We start from the raw sequence: 18,930 nt of genomic DNA on the forward strand, positions 1-18,930 counted from the left end.
ACCAGCGTCATTGTAATAGAAGCCGCCGCCAACCCATCAGGCTGCGGCCATCAGCCCCGTTCGACCGCCCATTCCGGCGCCTCGAAATCCAACGCGTCTTCGGGCTCGGCAAGCGATAGTTCCGAAATCGTCTGCCCCCGCACCGACACCCCGGCCGTATGCACCGTCTCCGGGTCGCCCGAGACCAGCGGATGCCAGGCCGCCAGCGGCCGCCCCTCGTGCAGCCGGCGATAGGCGCAGGACTTGGGCATCCACCCCAGGGCCTCGATATTGTGCGGCGTCAGCTTGATGCAGTCCGGCACATGCGCCTTGCGGTTCACATAGTCCGAGCAGGAACAGGCCTGGGAATCGAACAGTTTGCAGTGGACCCGCGTCGGAATCACCTCGCCCGTATCCTCGTCCTCGAACCGGATCACGCAGCACAGGCCACACCCGTCGCACAGCCCCTCCCATTCGGCCGGAGACATCTCGACCAGGGTCTTGGTTTCCCAATAGGGCGGAACGGGGGAAGGAACGGAAAGCATGGGACGGCGCGCCTAGTCGACGGATGCGGCCATCAGATGGCGGCCGCGTCCTGAACAAGGCACCCATACCATCCCAGGCCCTCATAGGTCTCGTATCCGGGCGTGCGGGCATAGCCGACGGTCCGGTCGCCCTTTGAATAGCTGCCCATGGCGCCCGCGCCGACATCCAGTTTCACCGTCTCGTTCAGTACCCCGATCCCGTCGGAGGCGGCCAGCACCCGGTGTCTCTGATCCAGCAACAGCACCCGCGTCCGGGCCCGCTCCTCGGGCGTCAGCCGCACTCCGTCCACCACCGTTTGGGCCTGGGCCTGCCAGTCAAAATGGATGCCCAACACGCCGATTACGGCCCCGTTCGCCAGACCACCCTTGCGGATAGCGGTCGCATAGGTGGCGGTCGGCGCCCCGTTCAACGCCTCCAGCCGTGTAACATCGGCCACCGCGAAATCATCGCCCGACTTCGTCGCCATGGCGTCGCGAAACCAGGACATGTCCCGCGCCGACTTCCCCTGCACCGCGTACCGATCGGGCCGGCCGTTGGCCACGATCGCGCCGCTCCGGTCGCAGATCCACAGGTCCAGATAGACGGTATAGGCGTCCAGTATGACCTTCAGCCTCTGGCTGGCGTGCTCGGCCTTGGCGGCGTCGGGTTCGGCGACGCAGTCCACCACCGCGCTGTCGGTCGCCCACCAGCGCACGTCGCAGGTCCGTTCGTACAGGTTCCGGTCGATGATCTCGATGGCGTTCAGCGCCAGGTCCGCCAGCCTCTGCCCCCGCAGCTGACCCAGGATCGCCCCTCCGATGGCAGACAGCTCGGTAAGATCGCCCCGCACCTGCTGTTCCAGGGCGCCGGCGACGTCGTCGATCTGCCCAGAAATCCGCTTAAACTCCTCAGCCACCACCATGAAGCTGCGCCCCGCGTCCCCGCTGCGCGCCGCCACCACTTGGGCGTTGACCACCAGCATCTTGGCGGCCCGGTTGACCGAGGCGATCTCGCCAATCTTCTCGCCCGCCACGGTGTTCAGCCGGGCGGACAGCTCGAGAATACGCTCGGGCCTGGCGCCCGCCCCCACATCGCTCATTTGAGATCCCCACCTCGCCATCTTGGCGCGCCGTGGTGAAGGGAGGGGCGAAACCAAAGATGTCGCTTCACCTAAAGCTTTAAAACTTAACGCATTATAACCATTATTCAATGAACAACGGTCTTTGAAAACAGATTGATCACCACGACCCCGCCGATGATCATCGCCAACCCCGTCACTGCCGGCAGATCCAGCCTCTGGCGGAAAGCCACCGCCCCGATCACCGAGATCGCCACCACGCCCAGACCGCTCCAGATCGCATAGGCGATTCCCACCGGCATCTGTTTCAGCGCGACCGACAATAGGTAAAAGGCCAGACCATAGCACACCGCCATTCCCGCCGTGGGCCAGGGCCGACTGAATTGCTGACTCTGCTGCAAGAGGGTTGTGCCCACCACCTCCAGTCCGATGGCTCCCAGCAGGGCGGCCCAGGTTAGGGCGCTCATGCTTCGTTGGCTGTGATAGGATGTCCGGGCGTCAACAGCGACAGCAACGCCTGCCGCTGATCGGGCGATACATCATGCACGCCGAACAGATCTGACACCCACAGTCCATCGGCCAAAAGCCGCAACATCAGGGCGTCGTCCGCCCCGACCGGATCACTGGGATCGTCGACCTTCACCCGGTCGATCCAGGTCCGCCAGCGCTGTGCCAGGGCCGGCTCGATGGCGCAGGCGGCCATCACCACCCGGCCGATACTGACATCCTGCGGCGTCACCGGCTCCGTCACCGTCGCGCGCAGATAGGCCCGCGCGCTCCGACCATAGGGCTCCGGATCCCGCGCCGCCTGGGCCAGAATGCCGTCGGTGTGCATCTGGCCCAAATGGTCGATCATCCCCTCCAGAAGGGCGATCTTGGTCGGAAAATGATGCAGCAACGCCCCCTTGCTGACCGTCGTCCGCGCCGCCACCGCATCCAGCGTAAAGCCGGACGCCCCCCGTTCGGCCGCCACCTCCAGCGCCTTTTCGATGATCTGAGCCCGAGTGTCTTCGGGCGCGCGGCGGCGTGCGGTCGTGTCCATGGAGGTTACATACCAACCGGACGGTAATCCGTGAAACGATAATTTGGCGAACTGCAATCTTCGACTTGATGCCCGCAGGACCTGATCACTACAGAGAAGCGTTGCAGTAATCGGGGGTTACGCGTGATCATCGGCATTGACTTGGGCACGACCAACAGCGCGGTCGCGTTATGGCGTGACGGCAAGGCAGAACTGATCCCCAACAGCCTGGGTCATCTCCTCACGCCCTCGGCGGTCAGCCTGGATGAGACCACGGGGGAGGTCCTTGTTGGCTTGGCGGCTCGGGAACGACAATCGACCCATCCGGCCCTGACGGCGACCGCGTTCAAACGTTACATGGGCTCCAACCGCGTCACACGCCTGGGCAAAAAAGGCTTTTCACCGGAGGAGCTGTCGGCCCTGGTCTTGCGCCGCTTGGTCGACGACGCCCAGGTCTTCCTGGGACAGCCGGTGACCGAGGCGGTCATCACCGTGCCGGCCTATTTCAACGACAAGCAGCGAAAGGCCACGCGGCGCGCCGGCGAACTGGCCGGGCTCAAGGTCGAGCGCCTGCTGAACGAGCCCACGGCCGCCGCCCTCGCCTATGGCATCCATGAGTTGGACGACCAGAGCATGTTCCTGGTCTTCGACCTCGGCGGCGGCACCTTCGACGTCTCCGTTCTGGAAATCTTCGAGGGCGTGATTGAGGTGCGCGCCTCTACCGGCGACAATCGCCTGGGCGGCGAAGACTTCAACCAGGTCCTCATCGAGGACTTCGGCAAGGCGATCGGAGATCGCATTTCGACCGAAGACAGGGCCGATCCCGTCCTGCGCGAACGCATCCGGGCGGCGGCAGAAAGGGCGCGGCGCGGCCTGACCGACAGCGCCGAGGTCATCATGTCCGTGACCTGGAAGGACCAGGTGTTCGAGCATCGCTTCACCGCCGACCGTTTCGACACCCTCTGCTCTGGTCTGGTGACCCGAATGCGGGACCCGGTGCTGCGCGCGCTGCGCGATTCCGGTCTGCACGCCGGTCAGCTGAAGGAGATCGTCATGGTCGGCGGGGCGACCCGCATGCCGCTCGTTCGCCGCGCCGTGACAAAGATGTTCGGCCGCTTCCCCTCCAACGCCGTTGATCCGGACCAAGCCGTCGCCCTGGGCGCCGCCGTCCAGGCCGGCTTGAAGGCGCGCGACGTCGCTCTCAAGGAAGTCGTCCTGACCGACGTCTGCCCCTACACCCTGGGCGTAGAGGTCAGCGAACGCGGGCCCGGCAACATGATCCGCGGCGGCGTGTTCTCGCCGATCATCGAACGCAACACCGTCATCCCGGCCAGCCGGGTCCAGGTCTATTCGACCATGGAGGCGAACCAGAAGTTCGTGAAGTTGCCGATCTATCAGGGCGAGTCCCGCGCCGTGTCGGACAACATCCGCCTGGGCGAGGTGGAGATCGCGGTCCCTCCCGCCAAGGCCGGCGAGATCGCGGTCGAGGTGCGTTTCTCCTACGACATCAATGGCCTGCTTGAAGTGGACGTTCATGTCCCCGCAACGGGCGAACGGCGGGAACTGGTCATCGCCGACGAAGAGACGATGACGGCGCCCGAGTTCTCCCGACGCCGGGCCGAACTCGCCGAACTGAAGCATCACCCGCGCGACGCAGACCTGAACCGCGCCGCCTTGGCCCGAGCCGCCCGCTGCTACGAGGACTCTCTGGGCGATCAGCGGCAGTTCATCGGCCAGCACATGGATCGATTCAGCTTCATCTTGGAGCGACAGGACCCGCGCGAGATCGAGCACGCCCGCAAGGAACTGCTTCAGGTTCTCGACCAGTTCGAGGGCGCCACATGGCTGTAGATCGTTCGATCTGGCGCGAACTGGCGATTTCGCCGTCCACCGATGAGCGTGAGATTCGTCGCGCCTATGCGCGCCGGCTGAAGATCGTCCATCCCGAGGACGATCCCCAAGGCTTCCAGGCCCTGCGGGACGCCTACGAACAGGCGCTGCACCGCGCCCGACATGCCGCCTGGCAAGACCTGCAAAGCGCGGCGCCCGAAGCTGGACCAGATGCCGATCTCCATCAACCCGTCGATGAGGACCAGCCGGCGGACAGGGGCGAAACGCGCTTGGACGCCGTCGCGACGGATGATGTTCTGGCCGGAGAAATAGCGCGCGATCAGGCGGACCGTACCGAGCACCAACGACGCTGCGACGCCTTGTTGGCCGCCCTCAATCGCCCGACCGTGGACGAGGAATCGATCCTCAACGCCCTGATCGACGTCTTCCATTCGCGCGCCCTTGGCGCCTTGGACACCCACCAGTCGACGGAACACTGGCTCGGACAACTGGCGGCCCAGCGCAGCCCCGCCTTCGCCGTTCTGGTTGAACCCACCGTGGCCTTCTTCGGCTGGGATCGCCGCCCGGTCGGCGAACATTGGAGCCCAGGCCTCGGCGCGCTTCAACATCGCGAGGATCTGGATACGCTCAAGCGCCTGAGAAGTCCCGGCCACCCGGCCCACGCCTCCTTCGTCGCCCTGGCCAAGCCCATGAGGTTCAAGGATCGCGTGGCGGCCCGCTTCAGCCCAGATTTCCGCAAGCAGATCGGCGATCTTCTGGCCCGGATCGACTACGAGACGCCTTACGTCCTCAACTATCTGAACCCCAACTCCATCGCCTGGTGGCGCCAACACCTGTCGCGACCGCGTTTCGGCCTTTCCAGCCTGGCCCTGGTCATCATACCGGTCGCGATCTGCGCACTCATAGCTGCGGTGCAGAATGGAGCGGGGCGTTCGACCGTGCCTCCCCTAATCATGATTGCGGGCGGCCTGATCGGCGGCCTCCTTTCCGTTCTGGCCGGCCATTACTTCCTCATTCTGCCGCGCTGGAGACTATTGCAGTCCGGGCGGAGCTCCGACTTCTGGATTTCCTGCGGTTGGGCGGTCGCGGCGGCCGGTCTTGTGCTTCTCGCCGCTCTCGTCCCCCCCGGCCTGTCCGACGCGACCACTGGGGTTCTGGTCGTCAGCGTCGGCCTGATCGGTGCGGCTCTTGTCTGGTGGGCCGCGATCGTCCTGGACAACGACGGCTTCAAGACACGCCTGCAATGGCTCTTCACCTGGCCGCCGGTTTTCCTGCCGCTGTGGATCGTCGCCCAGTCCGCCTTGCTAGGCCGCCCCATGCTGTGGGTCTCTCTCTGGCTGTTGTTGCTGCTGTTCGCCATGGGCGCCGTCCACCTGGCCCGCCGCGCGTCGTCGACGCCCCAGACGCGCCGCACCGCCGACATCGGCCTTATCAGCCTGGCGGCGACCGGCGCCGCCCTGGCCCTGGCCTCCGATGTCCTTCCGTCCGCGCCCCTGGCGGTCGCCGTCCTTTATCTAGCGGCCGCTGGGGGCATCCTGGCCTCAGCGCACCAGTCGCTCCCCATGCTGCGGATAAGGCGCTGGGCGACGCCGATCGGCGTTGTCTTTCTTGCCCTCGTATCCTTTTCCGGGCCGGATACCGATGTTCAGACCACGGGGTCCACTCTCTTCGTCTGGGGCGGCGCCTGGATCGGCGGGCTGATCGCCCTGACCACCCTGGGCGACCGGATCGGTCTGTTCGTCAAAAAGAAGAAAAAGCCGAGACCACGTTCGCTCGCCGCCTGATCGACGACCACGGCCTATCCAAGTCAGCGGATGGCGGATTGACCTTCCCTCCTCTATATGGCCGCCCATGGCAGCCAGACCCCCCCTCGTCGCTCTCAAGGACGTCCGCCTTCAGGACGGCCAGCGCCCCCTCTTCGACGGCGTCGACCTCGCGGTCGAACCGCGCAGCCGCGCGGCCCTCGTCGGTCGCAACGGCGCCGGCAAGTCCACTCTAATGAAGGTGGTCATGGGTCTGATCGAGCCCGACAGCGGCGACCGCTCGATCCAGTCCGCCGTCCGCTTCGCCTATGTGCCGCAGGAACCCGTCATCACCGGCGAGACCCTGCTCGACTACGCTTCGTCCGGCGAGGCCGAGAGCTGGACCGCAGAAGCCTGGCTCGCCACCTTCGGTCTCGACCCCGAAAAATCCACGCAAGGATTATCCGGCGGCGAGACCCGCCGCGCCGCCCTGGCCAAGGCCTTCGCAGAAGAGCCCGATCTGCTGCTGCTGGACGAGCCGACCAACCACCTCGACATCCTGGCCATCGAACTGTTGGAGAACGAGCTGCTCCAGGCCCGGCTCGCCCTTCTGGTCGTCAGCCACGACCGCGCCTTCCTGAACCGCGTCACCAACACCGTTCACTGGCTAGAGAACCGCCGCGTCCGCACCCTGAACAAGGGCTTCGTCGAGTTCGACGAATGGTCGACCAAGGTCATGGAGGAAGAGGCCGAATCCCTGCGTCGCCTGACCAAGACCATCGAGCGCGAGACCGCCACCTTCTACAGCTCCATCACGGCCCGCCGCAGCCGCAACGAGGGCCGCGCCCGCTCGCTGAACGCCCTGCGCGCGGAACGCGCCGAGAAGATGAAGGACGCCCCGCGCGAGCTCTATCTCGGCGTCGATTCCGGCTCGACTTCGGGCAAGCTGGTCGCCGAGATCAAGGGCGTGTCCAAGGGCTTTAACGGCCGCACCCTGTTCAAGGACCTGACCACCCGCATCATCCGCGGCGACCGCCTGGGCATCGTCGGCCCCAACGGCGCGGGCAAGACCACCCTGGTCAAGACCCTGCTGGGCGAACTGCCGCCTGACGAGGGCACGGTCCGCATGGGCTCCAATCTGGAATCCGTCTATCTGGACCAGTCGCGCGAGGGGCTGAAGTCGGACATGACCCTGTGGGACGCCCTGACGCCCGGCGGCGGCGACAGCATCCTGGTGCGCGGCGTGTCCAAACACGTCGCCGCCTACGCCAAAGACTTCCTCTTTTCCGAAGCCCAACTGCGCCAGCCGATCTCGACCCTGTCGGGCGGCGAGCGCAACCGCCTGCTGCTGGCTCGCGCCCTGGCCAAGCCCGCAAACCTGCTGATCCTCGACGAACCGACCAACGACCTGGACATGGATACGCTCGACAAGCTGGAAGAGCTGCTCGAGAATTATGACGGCACCCTGATCCTGGTCTCCCACGACCGTGACTTCATCGACCGGCTGTCGACCTCGACCCTGGCCCTCAACGGGCGCGGCGACATCGTCGAGACCCCCGGCGGCTGGACCGACTTCATTCGCCAGAACCCCGGCTTCCTCCAGCCGGGCTCGAACCCTCGCCCCCAGGACAAGGCCGCCGCCCAGCGCGCCGCCGACAACCCCGCGCCCGCCGTCGCCCAGGCCGCCGTCAAGAAAACCGTCAAACTCTCGTTCAAGGACGCCCACCGCCTGAAGGAACTGGAGGCCCTGATCGACAGTCTTCCCGCCGTCATCGCCAAACACGACGTCACCCTGGCCGACCCCAACCTCTACACCCGAGACCCCAAGGCCTTCGACGCCGCCATGAAGGCGGCCGACAAGGCCCGCGCCGACCTGGAAGCCGCCGAATTGGAATGGCTGGAGCTGGAAGAGAAAAAGGCCGCCCTGGCGGGGTGAGGGTCGCGGCCTAAACCTCCGTTTCGCCGTCTTTCGCCTCACCGTCCTGTTCGGCAGGCTTCGGGGCCTCGCGCCGGTTCTGCATGACGCCCACGACGATGAAGGCGACAATCCCGAAGGCGAACCAAAGGCCGAAATTCTTGGTCAGCAGGCCGATCAGGCCAAAGATCAGCAAGACGCCAAAGGGTGTGAGCCGTTTCATGGCGCCGACCTTACGGCGGCTTTCGGCGTTTGGCGAATTGGCCGACGCCCGCGCCCTTGAAACCAAACCCGCCCTCGCCCACTCCAGCAGCATGACCCTGCGCACACACGTCGTCGACTTCCCCCCGCCCCAGCAGGCGGCGGTGCGGCGCATCAACGCCGTCCTGGCCCGCGCGCCGCGCCTGCGCACCGACGCCTGGCGCATCGAGGCCGGCCAACGCCTGTCGGTCTGGCTGGACGCCGCCGCCGGCGCCGTGACCGTGCCGCGCCTGCGCAAACGCGGCGTCGCGGTAGAGATCCTCCAGACCGACGGCGACCACGCCGTTCCCCTTCGCATCCTCCGCCCCGAGGGGCCGCCTCGCGCCGTTGTTCTGGACATCCATGGCGGCGGCTGGGTCCTGGGCAGCGCCGGCCTGAATGATCGGCTCAACGCCCATCTCGCCCGCCACGGCTTCTGCGTCGTTTCGGTCGATTACCGTCTGCTGTCCGAGCGCCGCCAGGTCTATATCGACGCCGCCATCGCCGATTGCTTGGCCGCCGCCCACTGGACTGTGACCCATGTGGACCGCCTGGGCGCCGCGACCGTCTTCCTGACCGGCGAGTCCGCCGGCGCCCATCTGGCGGCCCTGACCGCCGTGGCCCTGCGCGACCAGGGGCTGATTGATCGGGTGGCGGGCTGCGTCTTCACCTATGGGGTCTTCGACCTGTCAGGGACCGAAAGCGTCCGCTCCGCCGACCCGGACACCCTGTTGTTCAACGGCCCCACCATGCAGGCCGACCTTGCCCGCCTTGCCCCCGACCGCGACGAGGCGGGCCTTCGTCGGCCCGACGTCTCGCCCCTCTATGCCGACCTGACCGGCCTGCCTCCCGCCCTTTTCCTGGCCGGCGAATACGACCCCCTGTTCGAAGACAGCCTCTTGATGGCCACGCGATGGGGAGAGGTCGCCGAGGCTGACCTGATCCGCGTGCCCGAGACGCCGCATGGCTTCCTCCACTTCGGCGGCCCCGCCGCCCGTGGCGCACGGGGCGCCGTTCGCGCCTGGTTGAACAACCGGCTCACAAGCTGAACCATTTCACGATTGTCGCAACGACGGATTTCCCTTACCGCAGAAACCTTCACCGCCGCGCAGTCCATACGCAGGAAAGAAGAGGATGCGGCTTTTGAGTTCGGCGTGGTTTCGCAGCAATCCGATCTATGGCTACGGCTTGGCGATTTGCGCCTGGCTAACGGCCTTCGGCGTCCGCATGGCTCTGGCCGACTGGTTTCCGCCCGGCTTCCCCTACCTGACTTTCTTCCCGGCAGTCGTCGTCGCCACCTATTTCGCGGGCCTGAAGCCCGCGGTGCTGACCGCCGTCCTGTCAGGTCTCAGCGCCTGGTGGTTCTGGATTGGCGCGCCCGGTTTCGACTGGAGCTTGGCGACGGGGATGGCCCTGGCCTTTTACGTCTTCGTGGTCGCCGTCGACATCTTCTTCATCATCGGCATGAACTCCGCGACCGACAATCTACGGCGCGAGGTGGCGCGCAACGCCGCCTTGGCCGAGAGCCGCGACCTGCTGCTGAAAGAAGTCCAGCACCGCGTCTCTAACAACATCCAAGTCGTCAGCAGCCTGCTGCGGCTCGAGGCCGGAATGTCGAAGGATCCCGCGGCCCGCCGCGCCCTGTCTGAGGCCTCGGCCCGCACCGCCATGATCGCCAATGTCCAGCGCAGCCTGCTCGACGCCGACGGCGCGGCCGCGCCCTTCGACGACCTGGCGCGTCGCCTGGTCTGTGACGCCCTGAACGCCGCCGGTCGCACCGACGTGACGGTGGTGGTCGAGGACGCCCGCCACGCCCTGACGGCGGAAGAGGCGACGCCGGTCGTGCTAATCCTGCTGGAGTGCGTCAACAACGCCCTGGAACACGCCTTCCCCGGCCGCCCCGGCCGGATCGACGTCCGCCTGTATGAAGAGGGGCCCGAGCGTCGGCTCGAGGTGCGCGACGACGGCGATGGCCCCCCGCCGAACTTCGATCCCGCCAAGGGGGGCAGCCTGGGCCTGCGGATCGTCCTGGGTCTGGCCGAACAGTTGCACGGCCGCTTCAGCATCATCGACGCCGGTCCAGGCGCGCTCTGCGTTCTCAGCTATCCCAGAACGCCAGAGCACTGACATCCCGTTTCTGTGGACAAGACAAAACACTGATCCGCAAAAGCGAATTCAATCCGTCCACCGATGTTCACAGGTTTGTCCACCGCCGCCGGGCCAATCATGCACATAGGGGCGAGTTCGGGCGCTTGCCTCATACCGGGTTTCGCGAGAACGTCAACAGGCCGAGGGACACGGCGGCGCGGAAATCGGGGGAGACCCCGGCTTCAAGCGAACCGGCCCGGCTCTACGACCCGGCGCGAACGGGCGGTCTTCGGATCGTAACGGGCGACGGGCGGGATCCACGGCCCAGGCTTTAGACGATCTTCGGATCGACGGCGGCAGGGGAACCGGATCGGGATCGACGGACGACGCGGACGCAATGCCGTGGGACGCCTGAGACCCGGAGCGCGACAGGATACAGCCGACCGTCCTCGCGGGTTCGCCCCCGACGACGCCCAGGCCGAGGCCCTGACCCAACCGGCCAAGTCCAACCCGGACTTGGCGAGGGGACGAAGTTCACGGGTTCCCCCTGAACGCTTCGTCCCCTCGCTCAATTCGGGCCTGCGTCACGCCAGACCGCTTCCCTTGAGGCCCTCAGCCCCCAATCAATGCGCCGTCGCTCGCCCCCCGCCTTCCCAAGGCCGTCGTCCCCTCGTAAAGCAGGGCCATGATCCAGCGTGGGAATCGCCTGCTGACCCGACGCCGCGCCCTGCTCGCGGGCGGCGCGGCCGTGGTGGGGGGGGCGGCGCTCGGCCTGCGCGCCTGCACGCGGTCCGAAGCGCCGGTGGACGAACAGGGCCGGGTAAGGTTGCGCTTCGCCACCGACTGGCGCGCCCAGGCGGAACAGGGCGGTTTCTATCAAGCCCTGGCGACCGGCGCCTATGAGAAGCGCGGGCTGAACGTCGAGATAATCCAGGGCGGGCCCGGCGTGAACGTGCCGCAGCTGCTGGCCTCGGGCGCCGTCGAACTGGGCATGGGGTCCAACAGCTTCATCCCGATGAACCTGGTCGCCGCCGGCGCCCCGGTGAAGGCCGTCGCCGCCTTCTTCCAGAAGGATCCCCAGGTCCTGATCGCCCACCCCGATCCAGCGCTGGAAACCATCGCCGATCTGGCCGGCCGGCCGATCCTGCTGGCCGACGCCTCGATCAACGCCTTCTGGGTCTGGCTGAAGGCCAAATACGGCTTCACCGACGACCAGGTGCGCAAATACACCTTCAACCTGGCGCCCTTCCTGGCCGACGAGCGGGCGGTGCAGCAGGGCTATCTGACGAGCGAACCCTACACCATCGAACAGGAGGCGGGGTTCGAGCCCAAGGTCTTCCTGCTGGCCGACGAGGGCTATCCGTCCTACGCGACCATGGTCCTGGCCCCCAACGCCTTCGCGCGGGACAACGCCACCGCCCTGCGCAGTTTCATCGCCGCCTCGGCCGAGGGCTGGCGCGACTATCTGCGGGGCGATGCGGCGCCGGGCGACGCCTTGATCCGCAAGGACAATCCGGAAATGACCCAGGCCATCCTGGATCAGGCCCGGCAAAAGCTGCGCGACAACGCCATCGTCGACGGCGGGGATGCGGCCCTTTACGGCCTGGGGGCCATGACCGCCGACCGCTGGCAGGCCTTCTTCGAGGTCACCAGCCAGGCGGGCGTCTTTGATCCCGGCCTGAACTGGCGCGAGGCCTTCACCGACAACTACCTGCCGGGTCGTGGCTGAGTTCATCGCCGCGCTGCGGGGGGTGACGGTCGATCTGGCCGGTCGCGCCCCGCTGGGCCCCATCGACCTGACCGTGGCGCGGGGCGAGATCCTGGCCCTGGTCGGCGCCTCGGGCGCGGGCAAGTCGACGACCTTGCGGCTGCTGGCCGGGCTTCAGACCGCGAGCGCCGGCGAGCTGACGCGCGCCGCCGGCGTCGGCCGCACCGGCTTCGTCTTCCAGAGCCCCACCCTGACGCCCTGGGCCGACGCTCTGTCCAACGTCGCCCTGCCGCTGGAGCTGGCGGGCGTATCCAGGTCCCAGGCCCGCGACCGCGCCGCCGCCGCCCTGGCGGCCGTCGGCCTGAGCGACCGGCTGAACGCCCCCCCGTCCCAGCTGTCGGGCGGCATGGCCATGCGCGCCGCCCTGGCCCGCGCCCTGGTGACGGCGCCCGACCTGCTGCTGCTCGACGAGCCCTTCGCCGCCCTGGACAGCGTGACCCGGCGTCGCCTGATCGAGGATCTGCACGCCCTGTGGGCCACGGCCGCCCCCAGGCCCGCCGTCGTTTTCGTCACCCATGACGTCGAGGAGGCCGTCTATCTGGCCCAACGGGTCGTGGTGCTGGACGCCGCGAGCGGCCGCCCCGTCGCCGACCTGCCCACGCCCGGCGCCCCGCCGCGTCCCGACCGTTGGCGCGCCGACCCCGCCTTTCGCCAGACGGTGGAGGCGGTCGTCGACGCCCTGGAGGCCGCCATGGCCCCTCAAGCGGATACGGCGGCATGAGACGCCTCGCCGACCTCGCCCCGCCCCTGCTGCTGACCGCCCTGCTGCTGGCGGCCTGGGAGACGGCCTGCCGCCTCGCGGACCTGCCGGTCTACGTTCTGCCGCCGCCCAGCGCCGTGGCCCTGGCCCTGGTCGAAGCGGGCCCGCGCCTGGCCGCCTCGGCCTGGATCACCTTCGGCATGGCGGTTCAGGCCCTGATCCTGGCCGGCCTGATCGGCGGCGGCCTGGCCCTGGCGGTGTCGCTTCATCCGGGGGCCGAGCGGGCCGTGCGCCCCCTGGCCGTGGCGCTTCAGGTCACGCCCGTCGTCGCCGTCGCCCCCCTGGTGCTGATCTGGGCCGGGCTGGACCACGCTGACCGGGCCGTCGTGGCCCTGGCGGCCCTGGTCGCCTTCTTCCCCCTGTTTTCGGGCGTCCTGACCGGGCTGAAGTCGGCCGATCCCGATCTGGAGCGACTGTTCGACCTCTATGGCGCCACGCCTCTGCAAAGGCTGTGGCGGCTGCGGCTGCCCTCGGCTGTGCCGTTCGCCCTAGAAGGTCTGCGGGTCGCCGCGGGCCTCGCTGTCATCGGCGCCGTGGTCGCCGAGTTCGTTTCAGGCTCAGGCGCGACCCAGGGCCTGGCCTGGCGGCTGCTGGAGGCTGGCAACAGACTGCGCACCGCCGAAATGCTGGCGGGCGTCCTGTGTCTTACCGTGTTGGGCCTGGTTTTGAACGCGGCGGTCGCCTTGACCGCGCGATTCCTTCTGCGCCGTTAGCGGCGGGTTAAGCGATGAGCGCCTAGCGTGTGGGCTGTCTATCAATCGCGTGAGAACCGCCCCTTTGCGACGCGCCCTGATCCTGTCGAGTGTCCTGGTCGCCGCCTCTGCGACGTCGGGCGCCGCCATGGCTCAAGCCCAAGGTCAAACGCAGACCACAGCCGATGGCCTGCGCTACCTGTCCTGGCCGGGCAAGGTTAGGACCGGGCAGGCAGCCGCCCCGCGCGCTGCGGCGCCTTCGCCCACCCCGGTCGGTCGGTCGATTCCGCTGCCCCGGATCGCCACCCCGGCGCCCGCCGTCTCCCCGACCCGTCGCGGCCTGACCCCCGCCAGCGACTGGACGACGCCGCCAGCCGCCGCGTCCAGTGCGACGCTCCAACCCTATATTCCGTCGCGCGAGCCAGCGGCCCATGTGCCGACGCCGCCCGTCCACGCCCAGACAGCCGCAGCTTCTTCTCCCGCCCCCAGCGCGCTTCCCGAACAGGTTCTGGTAGAGGCCCAAGGTCAAGCCGAGGCCGCATCGGTCGCCGCCGTCTTCGACCCGATGGCCCCCCGACGCGACGCGCCGATCTTCCGGCTGCAGGCGCAGCCGGAAGCGCAGCCGCCCGTGGAAGCCCCGCTTCCGGCCTCCGAGAAGTCCGGTGCCAGCCCGGCCCCCGCACCCCAACCCCGTCCCCAGAACGGCGCCCAGCCGGAGATCGTCCAGGCCGTTCTGTCTTCCGGCCCCGTCCTGGGCGCCCGCTTCTACTCCGTCCACCGTCAGGCCGGCCGCAAACCCGACCCGATCGCCCCGGCTCAGCCCATCTATCTGGACGCCCTGCCGGTCGAGATGATCCAGACCCCGTCGTCCGCCGACCTCGCTCGACCCGACGGGCCGCCGGCCCTGCTGCGCAACAGCGACGGTACGGTCCGCGCCGCGCCCCAGACCACGGAGGACGATCTGCCGTGACCGACGCCTCCTCTACCGAACAAGACATCATTCTGTCCTCGCGCCTACCCGACCTCATCGCCCTCGCCAACGAGACCTCCAGCGAGAAGCGTCGGCTGCTGCTGCGCGAACTGTCCGACCACTTCCTTGGCGGGATCGAGCACAGCGCCGCCGAGACCGAGCTCTACGGCTCGGTGCTCGAGACCCTGTCCGACGAAATGGAGACGGCCGTCCGCGCCGAGCTGGCCGCCCGGTTCGCCACCGCGCCCAATGCGCCGGCCAGCCTGATCCGGCGTCTCGCCGAAGACCAGATCGAGGTCGCCGGCCCTGTGCTGCGCGGCTCCGCGCTGTTGACGGACGCCGACCTGATCGGCGTGGTCAGCCGCCAGGGTCAGGACCATATGCGCGCCGTCTCCGGCCGGACCGAAGTCTCCGAAGCCGTATCGGAAATCATTGTCGAACGCGGCGACGACCAGACCCTGGGCGTCCTGCTCCGCAACGACGGCGCCCAGCTGTCGCGCGCGGCGTCCGAGACCGCCGTGGAACGGGCCAAGAGCAATCCCGAGCTTCACGCTCCCGCTGTCGAACGCAAGGGCCTGCCCGCCGATCTGCTGAACGACATGTATTTCGTCGTCGAGGCCCGGCTGCGCCAGCAGATCCTCGAACAGAACGCACAGATGGACCCGGAACTGCTGGAGGCGGCCCTCGCCGCCGGCCGGACCCGCGTCGCCACCGACGACGGCGCCCTGCCCCCCGACTACGCCGACAGCCAGGCCTATGTCGAAGAGCTTTACGCCGCCGGCCAGCTGACGCCGCAGATGCTGATCCGCTTCCTGCGCTCCAAGGGCCGCACCCCCTTCCTGATCGCCCTGTCGCGCCTGTCGGACGTAGACTTCCACACCGCGCGCAGCATCGTTGATCGTCGTGACTTGGACGCGCTGTCGATCATCTGCAAGGCCGCCGACATCGACCGGGCCATCTTCCTGACCTATGCGGTGTCGCTGCTGGGGGCCGACTCCAACCCGATGGGCAAGGCCGCCGCCTATGGTAGGATGTACGGCGAACTGACCCGTGAGGCCGCCATGCGCACCCTCCGCTTCTGGCGCATGCGCCGCGTCGCCCAGGCGGCTTAAAACTCACTATATCTCCCTCCCCCTGCGGGGGAGGGGCGTCGCGCCAGCGACGGGGTGGGGGCGGCAAGGCAATAGCGCGCCGATCTAAATCTCGCCTGGTTTGCGATGCGTCGCCCGGCCCCGCCCACCCGGCTTCGCTGCGCTACGCCCCCCTCCCCAGCTGGGGGAGGGAGAGGTCCGGCCCGTACCTCCAAGCAAAAACGCCCGCCTCCTTGCGGAAGCGGGCGTCTTCTACTGGTGCAGACCGGCTCTTACTTCTTGGCGCGCGTGGCGCGGGCGGGTTTGCGGCCGCCCTGGCCCAGGCCCATCTGCTTGGCCAGTTCCGAACGGGCCTTGGCGTAGTTGGGCGCGACCATCGGATAGTCTTTCGGCAGACCCCATTTGGCGCGGTAATCTTCGGGGCTCATGTCGTACTTGGTGCGCAGGTGACGCTTCAGCGACTTGAACTTGCGACCGTCTTCCAGGCAGATCAGGAAGTCCGCATTGATCGACTTGCGGATCGGCACCGCCGGCTCTTTCGGCTCGGGCTCGACCTCGACAGGACCGTTCGAAACGCCCGACAGCGCGGCGTGAATATTGGCGATCAACGCCGGCAGGGCTTCAGCCGTGACGGTGTTGTTGCCGACATAGGCCGACACGATGTCGGCGGTCATTTCGAGCAGTTCGGGCTTCTCTTCCATTCGCGGCGTCTCTTTCGTGATCTATTTCATTCGACTGAAACGCCAGTCGAACGTTGATGCCGGGTCTTAGGGTTGTTTGGCGTTAAAAGCAATCCAGCGAAATACGTGCATTTCGCATCAGTGTCGTAACACTTACAGTGGCGCTGATCTAACGACCGAAGTCTTCGGCCAAAGCCATCATGGCCGCTCGCTCAGGAGCCGAATATTCATCAACTGCGTCATCCTCGCCCTCGCGGATCGCGCGCAAGAGATTTGGCGTCAGCGCTGACGACAGAGACCAGTTCCAGTAACGCAATACGGTCTGGGCCCGGTCCACCGCCAGAATTTCATAGGTGATCTGCACGCGATCCAGATCCGGGTGCACCGCGCCTTCGGTCGTCGTCTCGGGCCGCCGCATCGAGCGCCACAGGTTGAGCAGATCGACACGCGACAGGCCTGTGGCCTTGCACAGGATCGCCAAGGGCTCCCCCCCCGGATCACCCAGGATCTTGGCCCCGGTCAGCGGCTTCACCCCCGCCAGAAAGGCGATCTCCGACGCCAGTTCTCGCGACAGGCCGTCCTGCGCGGCGACAGCGATGGCGTGCTCCAGTCCGTCATAGGGACTTTTCTCGATCGCGGCGCGGTTGCGTTGCCGCCGCTCGATGAACTGCAACGCCTTGCGCGACACCGGATCCGACCAGGCCTCGTCCGCCGCCATGGCGAAGACGTCCTCGGACACCTCCTGCATCAACTCCCGCGACACAGCGAACCGCTGCAGGATGATGCGCCGATCGTCTGCCCCGCACCACCAGAACATCACATAGGCGCCCGACGGCCTCAGCTCGGGCCGTTTCAGCAGCAGGCCGCACAGCCGGGGCTGTTTACGGCTCAGCGCGACCACCGACTCGATTCCCACCTGGGACAGTCGCGCGCTGGAATTGCGCAGCACCGCCTCGATGGTCTCAACCTCGCCGAAGCCGAACAGGGTCTCGGTCACGATCTCGGACAGGCCGCGCCGTCCGGCCATGATCAGCCGATGTTCGGGCCCGGCGTCCCTTGCGCAGCCAACCAGGTCGGCGTCGCTCAGGGCGGCGCACTGCTCGATCAGCAGGCCCGCGACCTCGGGGGCATCGCGCAGCAGCAGTCGCGCCACACTGTCGGGCAGCTCGGCCAACGGCGTCAGGCGCGCAGCGACGCGCCGACGCTCCTGCGGCGAGGCCTGGCGCAGCATCTCAACCAGCAGGTCGCCGGTGACCGCCCGTTCGAAGGCGTTGATCCGGCTTGCCGGAAGAGACACGACGTCGGCCAGCCGCTTCAGCAGCGCATGCCGGGCCTTCAGCGCCGGCGGCGCCGCATCGTCGTCATCCAGGGCTGTCGCCTCGTTCATGGCTCCAGACTAGGGCGGCGCGGGTTAACCCGACGTATCGCCGTCCCGTTCGGTCACAGGCCTTCGAACAGGGCCGTGGACAGATAGCGTTCGGCGAAGGACGGGATGATCACCACAATGGTCTTGCCCGCATTCTCGTCGCGCGCCGCCAGGCGGAAGGCGGCGGTCAGGGCCGCGCCCGAGCTGATGCCCACCGGAATACCCTCCGTGCGGGCCGCCTTGCGCGCCATGTCGAAGGCGTCGTCGTTCGACACCTGTTCGACCCCATCGACCACCGATCCGTCATAGATGGCCGGAACAAAACCCGCCCCAATGCCCTGGATTTTGTGCGGCCCCGGCGCCCCGCCCGACAGGACCGGCGAGGCCTCGGGCTCGACCGCGATCATCTGGATCGAAGCCTTGCGGGCCTTCAGCGCCTGACCGACGCCCGAGATGGTGCCGCCGGTGCCGACGCCGGCCACGATCACGTCCACGGCGCCGTCGGTGTCGTTCCAGATTTCCTCAGCCGTGGTCGCGCGGTGGATGGCCGGATTGGCCAGGTTCTCGAACTGCGACGGGCTGACGGCGTTCGGCGTCGAGGCCAGCAGTTCCTCAGCCCGGGCGATAGCGCCCTTCATACCCTTCTCGGCGGGCGTCAGCTCCAGCTGCGCGCCCAGCAGGGCGAGCATTTTCCGCCGCTCTATCGACATGCTCTCCGGCATGCACAAGATTAGCCTCAGCCCCTTGGCGGCGGCGACGAAGGCCAGGGCGATGCCGGTGTTGCCGCTGGTTGGTTCGATCAGAACCGTGTCCGAATTGATCTTGCCCGCCGCCTCTAGCGCCTCGACCATGGCCACGCCGATCCGGTCCTTGACCGAGGCGATGGGGTTGAAGAACTCCAGCTTGGCCAGAACCGTCGCCTTCGCCCCATATTCGGCCGACAGACGCGGCAGGCGTACGATGGGGGTGTCGCCGATGGTGTCGATGATCGAGTCATAGACCTTGCCCCGCCCCTTCTTCAGATGGCGGGACGCGTCGTAGCTGAAGTCGGACATGGGGGGGCTCCGGTCGGTTCGGGTCGTTCAGTCTATGTAACAGATAGGCGGCGAGACCGATCCGCAAGGGGTCAGGGACGATGATTTCTCTCCGCCGCACTCAGATCCG

General features: G+C 67.4%; 18 protein-coding genes. 10 read left to right on the forward strand and 8 right to left on the reverse strand.

Annotated features, from left to right (window positions below):
* Window positions 1–50: 50 nt before the first annotated feature.
* From PKE72_RS01405 to PKE72_RS01420, 4 genes are all read right to left on the reverse strand, one after another.
* The gene (locus tag PKE72_RS01405; protein ID WP_271163686.1) at window positions 51–524 is read right to left on the reverse strand and encodes a YcgN family cysteine cluster protein; all 474 of its coding nucleotides are present in this window, start codon (window positions 522–524) and stop codon (window positions 51–53) included.
* Window positions 525–556: 32 nt separating this feature from the next.
* Window positions 557–1,603 carry a methyl-accepting chemotaxis protein gene (locus tag PKE72_RS01410; protein ID WP_271163687.1) on the reverse strand — a complete coding sequence of 349 codons (1,047 nt, stop codon included), beginning with the start codon at window positions 1,601–1,603 and terminating at the stop codon, window positions 557–559.
* Window positions 1,604–1,710: 107 nt separating this feature from the next.
* Window positions 1,711–2,049 (reverse strand): DMT family transporter, encoded by a 339-nt coding sequence (locus PKE72_RS01415; RefSeq protein WP_271163688.1) that lies wholly within the window; start codon window positions 2,047–2,049, stop codon window positions 1,711–1,713.
* Complete coding sequence (locus PKE72_RS01420) at window positions 2,046–2,624, reverse strand: TetR/AcrR family transcriptional regulator (RefSeq protein ID WP_271163689.1); 579 nt, start codon at window positions 2,622–2,624, stop codon at window positions 2,046–2,048. Before PKE72_RS01420 ends, PKE72_RS01415 begins: the two co-directional genes overlap by 4 nt.
* 123 nt (window positions 2,625–2,747) lie before the next feature.
* Here PKE72_RS01420 and PKE72_RS01425 point away from each other — a divergent pair, with 123 nt between their 5' ends.
* The 3 genes from PKE72_RS01425 to PKE72_RS01435 all read left to right on the forward strand — a co-directional run bounded on the left by PKE72_RS01425 (window position 2,748) and on the right by PKE72_RS01435 (window position 8,132).
* Window positions 2,748–4,454: an Hsp70 family protein gene (locus tag PKE72_RS01425; RefSeq protein WP_271163690.1), complete on the forward strand. Its 1,707-nt coding sequence runs from the start codon at window positions 2,748–2,750 to the stop codon at window positions 4,452–4,454.
* Complete coding sequence (locus tag PKE72_RS01430) at window positions 4,445–6,238, forward strand: J domain-containing protein (protein ID WP_271163691.1); 1,794 nt, start codon at window positions 4,445–4,447, stop codon at window positions 6,236–6,238. The genes PKE72_RS01425 and PKE72_RS01430 overlap by 10 nt, the downstream gene beginning before the upstream one ends.
* 67 nt (window positions 6,239–6,305) lie before the next feature.
* Entirely contained in the window at window positions 6,306–8,132 is a 1,827-nt protein-coding gene (locus tag PKE72_RS01435) for an ABC-F family ATP-binding cassette domain-containing protein (protein ID WP_271163692.1), read from the forward strand.
* A gap of 10 nt (window positions 8,133–8,142) precedes the next feature.
* Here PKE72_RS01435 and PKE72_RS01440 read toward each other — a convergent pair whose 3' ends face one another.
* Window positions 8,143–8,334 carry a hypothetical protein gene (locus PKE72_RS01440; RefSeq protein WP_271163693.1) on the reverse strand — a complete coding sequence of 64 codons (192 nt, stop codon included), beginning with the start codon at window positions 8,332–8,334 and terminating at the stop codon, window positions 8,143–8,145.
* On the opposite strand from PKE72_RS01440, the gene PKE72_RS01445 reads away from it, so the two are divergent.
* The 7 genes from PKE72_RS01445 (at window position 8,333) to PKE72_RS01475 (ending at window position 15,741) form a co-directional block, all read left to right on the forward strand.
* On the forward strand, window positions 8,333–9,400 hold the full coding sequence (locus tag PKE72_RS01445; protein WP_271163694.1) for an alpha/beta hydrolase: 1,068 nt from the start codon (window positions 8,333–8,335) through the stop codon (window positions 9,398–9,400). The two genes, PKE72_RS01440 and PKE72_RS01445, sit on opposite strands and share 2 nt — an antisense overlap.
* An 85-nt stretch (window positions 9,401–9,485) precedes the next feature.
* Window positions 9,486–10,478, forward strand: coding sequence for a sensor histidine kinase (locus PKE72_RS01450; protein ID WP_271163695.1), 993 nt, complete (start codon window positions 9,486–9,488; stop codon window positions 10,476–10,478).
* 646 nt (window positions 10,479–11,124) lie between these two features.
* A complete protein-coding gene (locus PKE72_RS01455) occupies window positions 11,125–12,168 on the forward strand; it encodes an ABC transporter substrate-binding protein (protein WP_271163696.1) in 1,044 nt (347 codons plus the stop codon).
* On the forward strand, window positions 12,161–12,928 hold the full coding sequence (locus tag PKE72_RS01460) for an ABC transporter ATP-binding protein (RefSeq protein ID WP_271163697.1): 768 nt from the start codon (window positions 12,161–12,163) through the stop codon (window positions 12,926–12,928). The genes PKE72_RS01455 and PKE72_RS01460 overlap by 8 nt, the downstream gene beginning before the upstream one ends.
* Window positions 12,925–13,680, forward strand: a complete 756-nt coding sequence (locus tag PKE72_RS01465) for an ABC transporter permease (protein ID WP_271163698.1) — start codon at window positions 12,925–12,927, stop codon at window positions 13,678–13,680. The genes PKE72_RS01460 and PKE72_RS01465 overlap by 4 nt, the downstream gene beginning before the upstream one ends.
* A 64-nt stretch (window positions 13,681–13,744) precedes the next feature.
* Window positions 13,745–14,629 carry a hypothetical protein gene (locus tag PKE72_RS01470; protein WP_271163699.1) on the forward strand — a complete coding sequence of 295 codons (885 nt, stop codon included), beginning with the start codon at window positions 13,745–13,747 and terminating at the stop codon, window positions 14,627–14,629.
* Complete coding sequence (locus PKE72_RS01475) at window positions 14,626–15,741, forward strand: DUF2336 domain-containing protein (RefSeq protein ID WP_271163700.1); 1,116 nt, start codon at window positions 14,626–14,628, stop codon at window positions 15,739–15,741. The genes PKE72_RS01470 and PKE72_RS01475 overlap by 4 nt, the downstream gene beginning before the upstream one ends.
* 251 nt (window positions 15,742–15,992) lie before the next feature.
* Here the strand turns inward: PKE72_RS01475 and PKE72_RS01480 are convergent, their stop codons facing one another.
* The 3 genes from PKE72_RS01480 to cysK all read right to left on the reverse strand — a co-directional run bounded on the left by PKE72_RS01480 (window position 15,993) and on the right by cysK (window position 18,821).
* Window positions 15,993–16,421: a Ros/MucR family transcriptional regulator gene (locus PKE72_RS01480; RefSeq protein WP_271163701.1), complete on the reverse strand. Its 429-nt coding sequence runs from the start codon at window positions 16,419–16,421 to the stop codon at window positions 15,993–15,995.
* Window positions 16,422–16,569: 148 nt separating this feature from the next.
* Complete coding sequence (locus PKE72_RS01485) at window positions 16,570–17,787, reverse strand: DUF2336 domain-containing protein (protein ID WP_271163702.1); 1,218 nt, start codon at window positions 17,785–17,787, stop codon at window positions 16,570–16,572.
* A 53-nt stretch (window positions 17,788–17,840) separates the two neighbouring features.
* A complete protein-coding gene (cysK, locus tag PKE72_RS01490) occupies window positions 17,841–18,821 on the reverse strand; it encodes a cysteine synthase A (protein ID WP_271163703.1) in 981 nt (326 codons plus the stop codon).
* Between the last annotated feature and the right edge of the window lie 109 nt (window positions 18,822–18,930).

Source organism: Brevundimonas intermedia, from assembly GCF_027922165.1.
Taxonomy (GTDB): domain Bacteria; phylum Pseudomonadota; class Alphaproteobacteria; order Caulobacterales; family Caulobacteraceae; genus Brevundimonas; species Brevundimonas intermedia.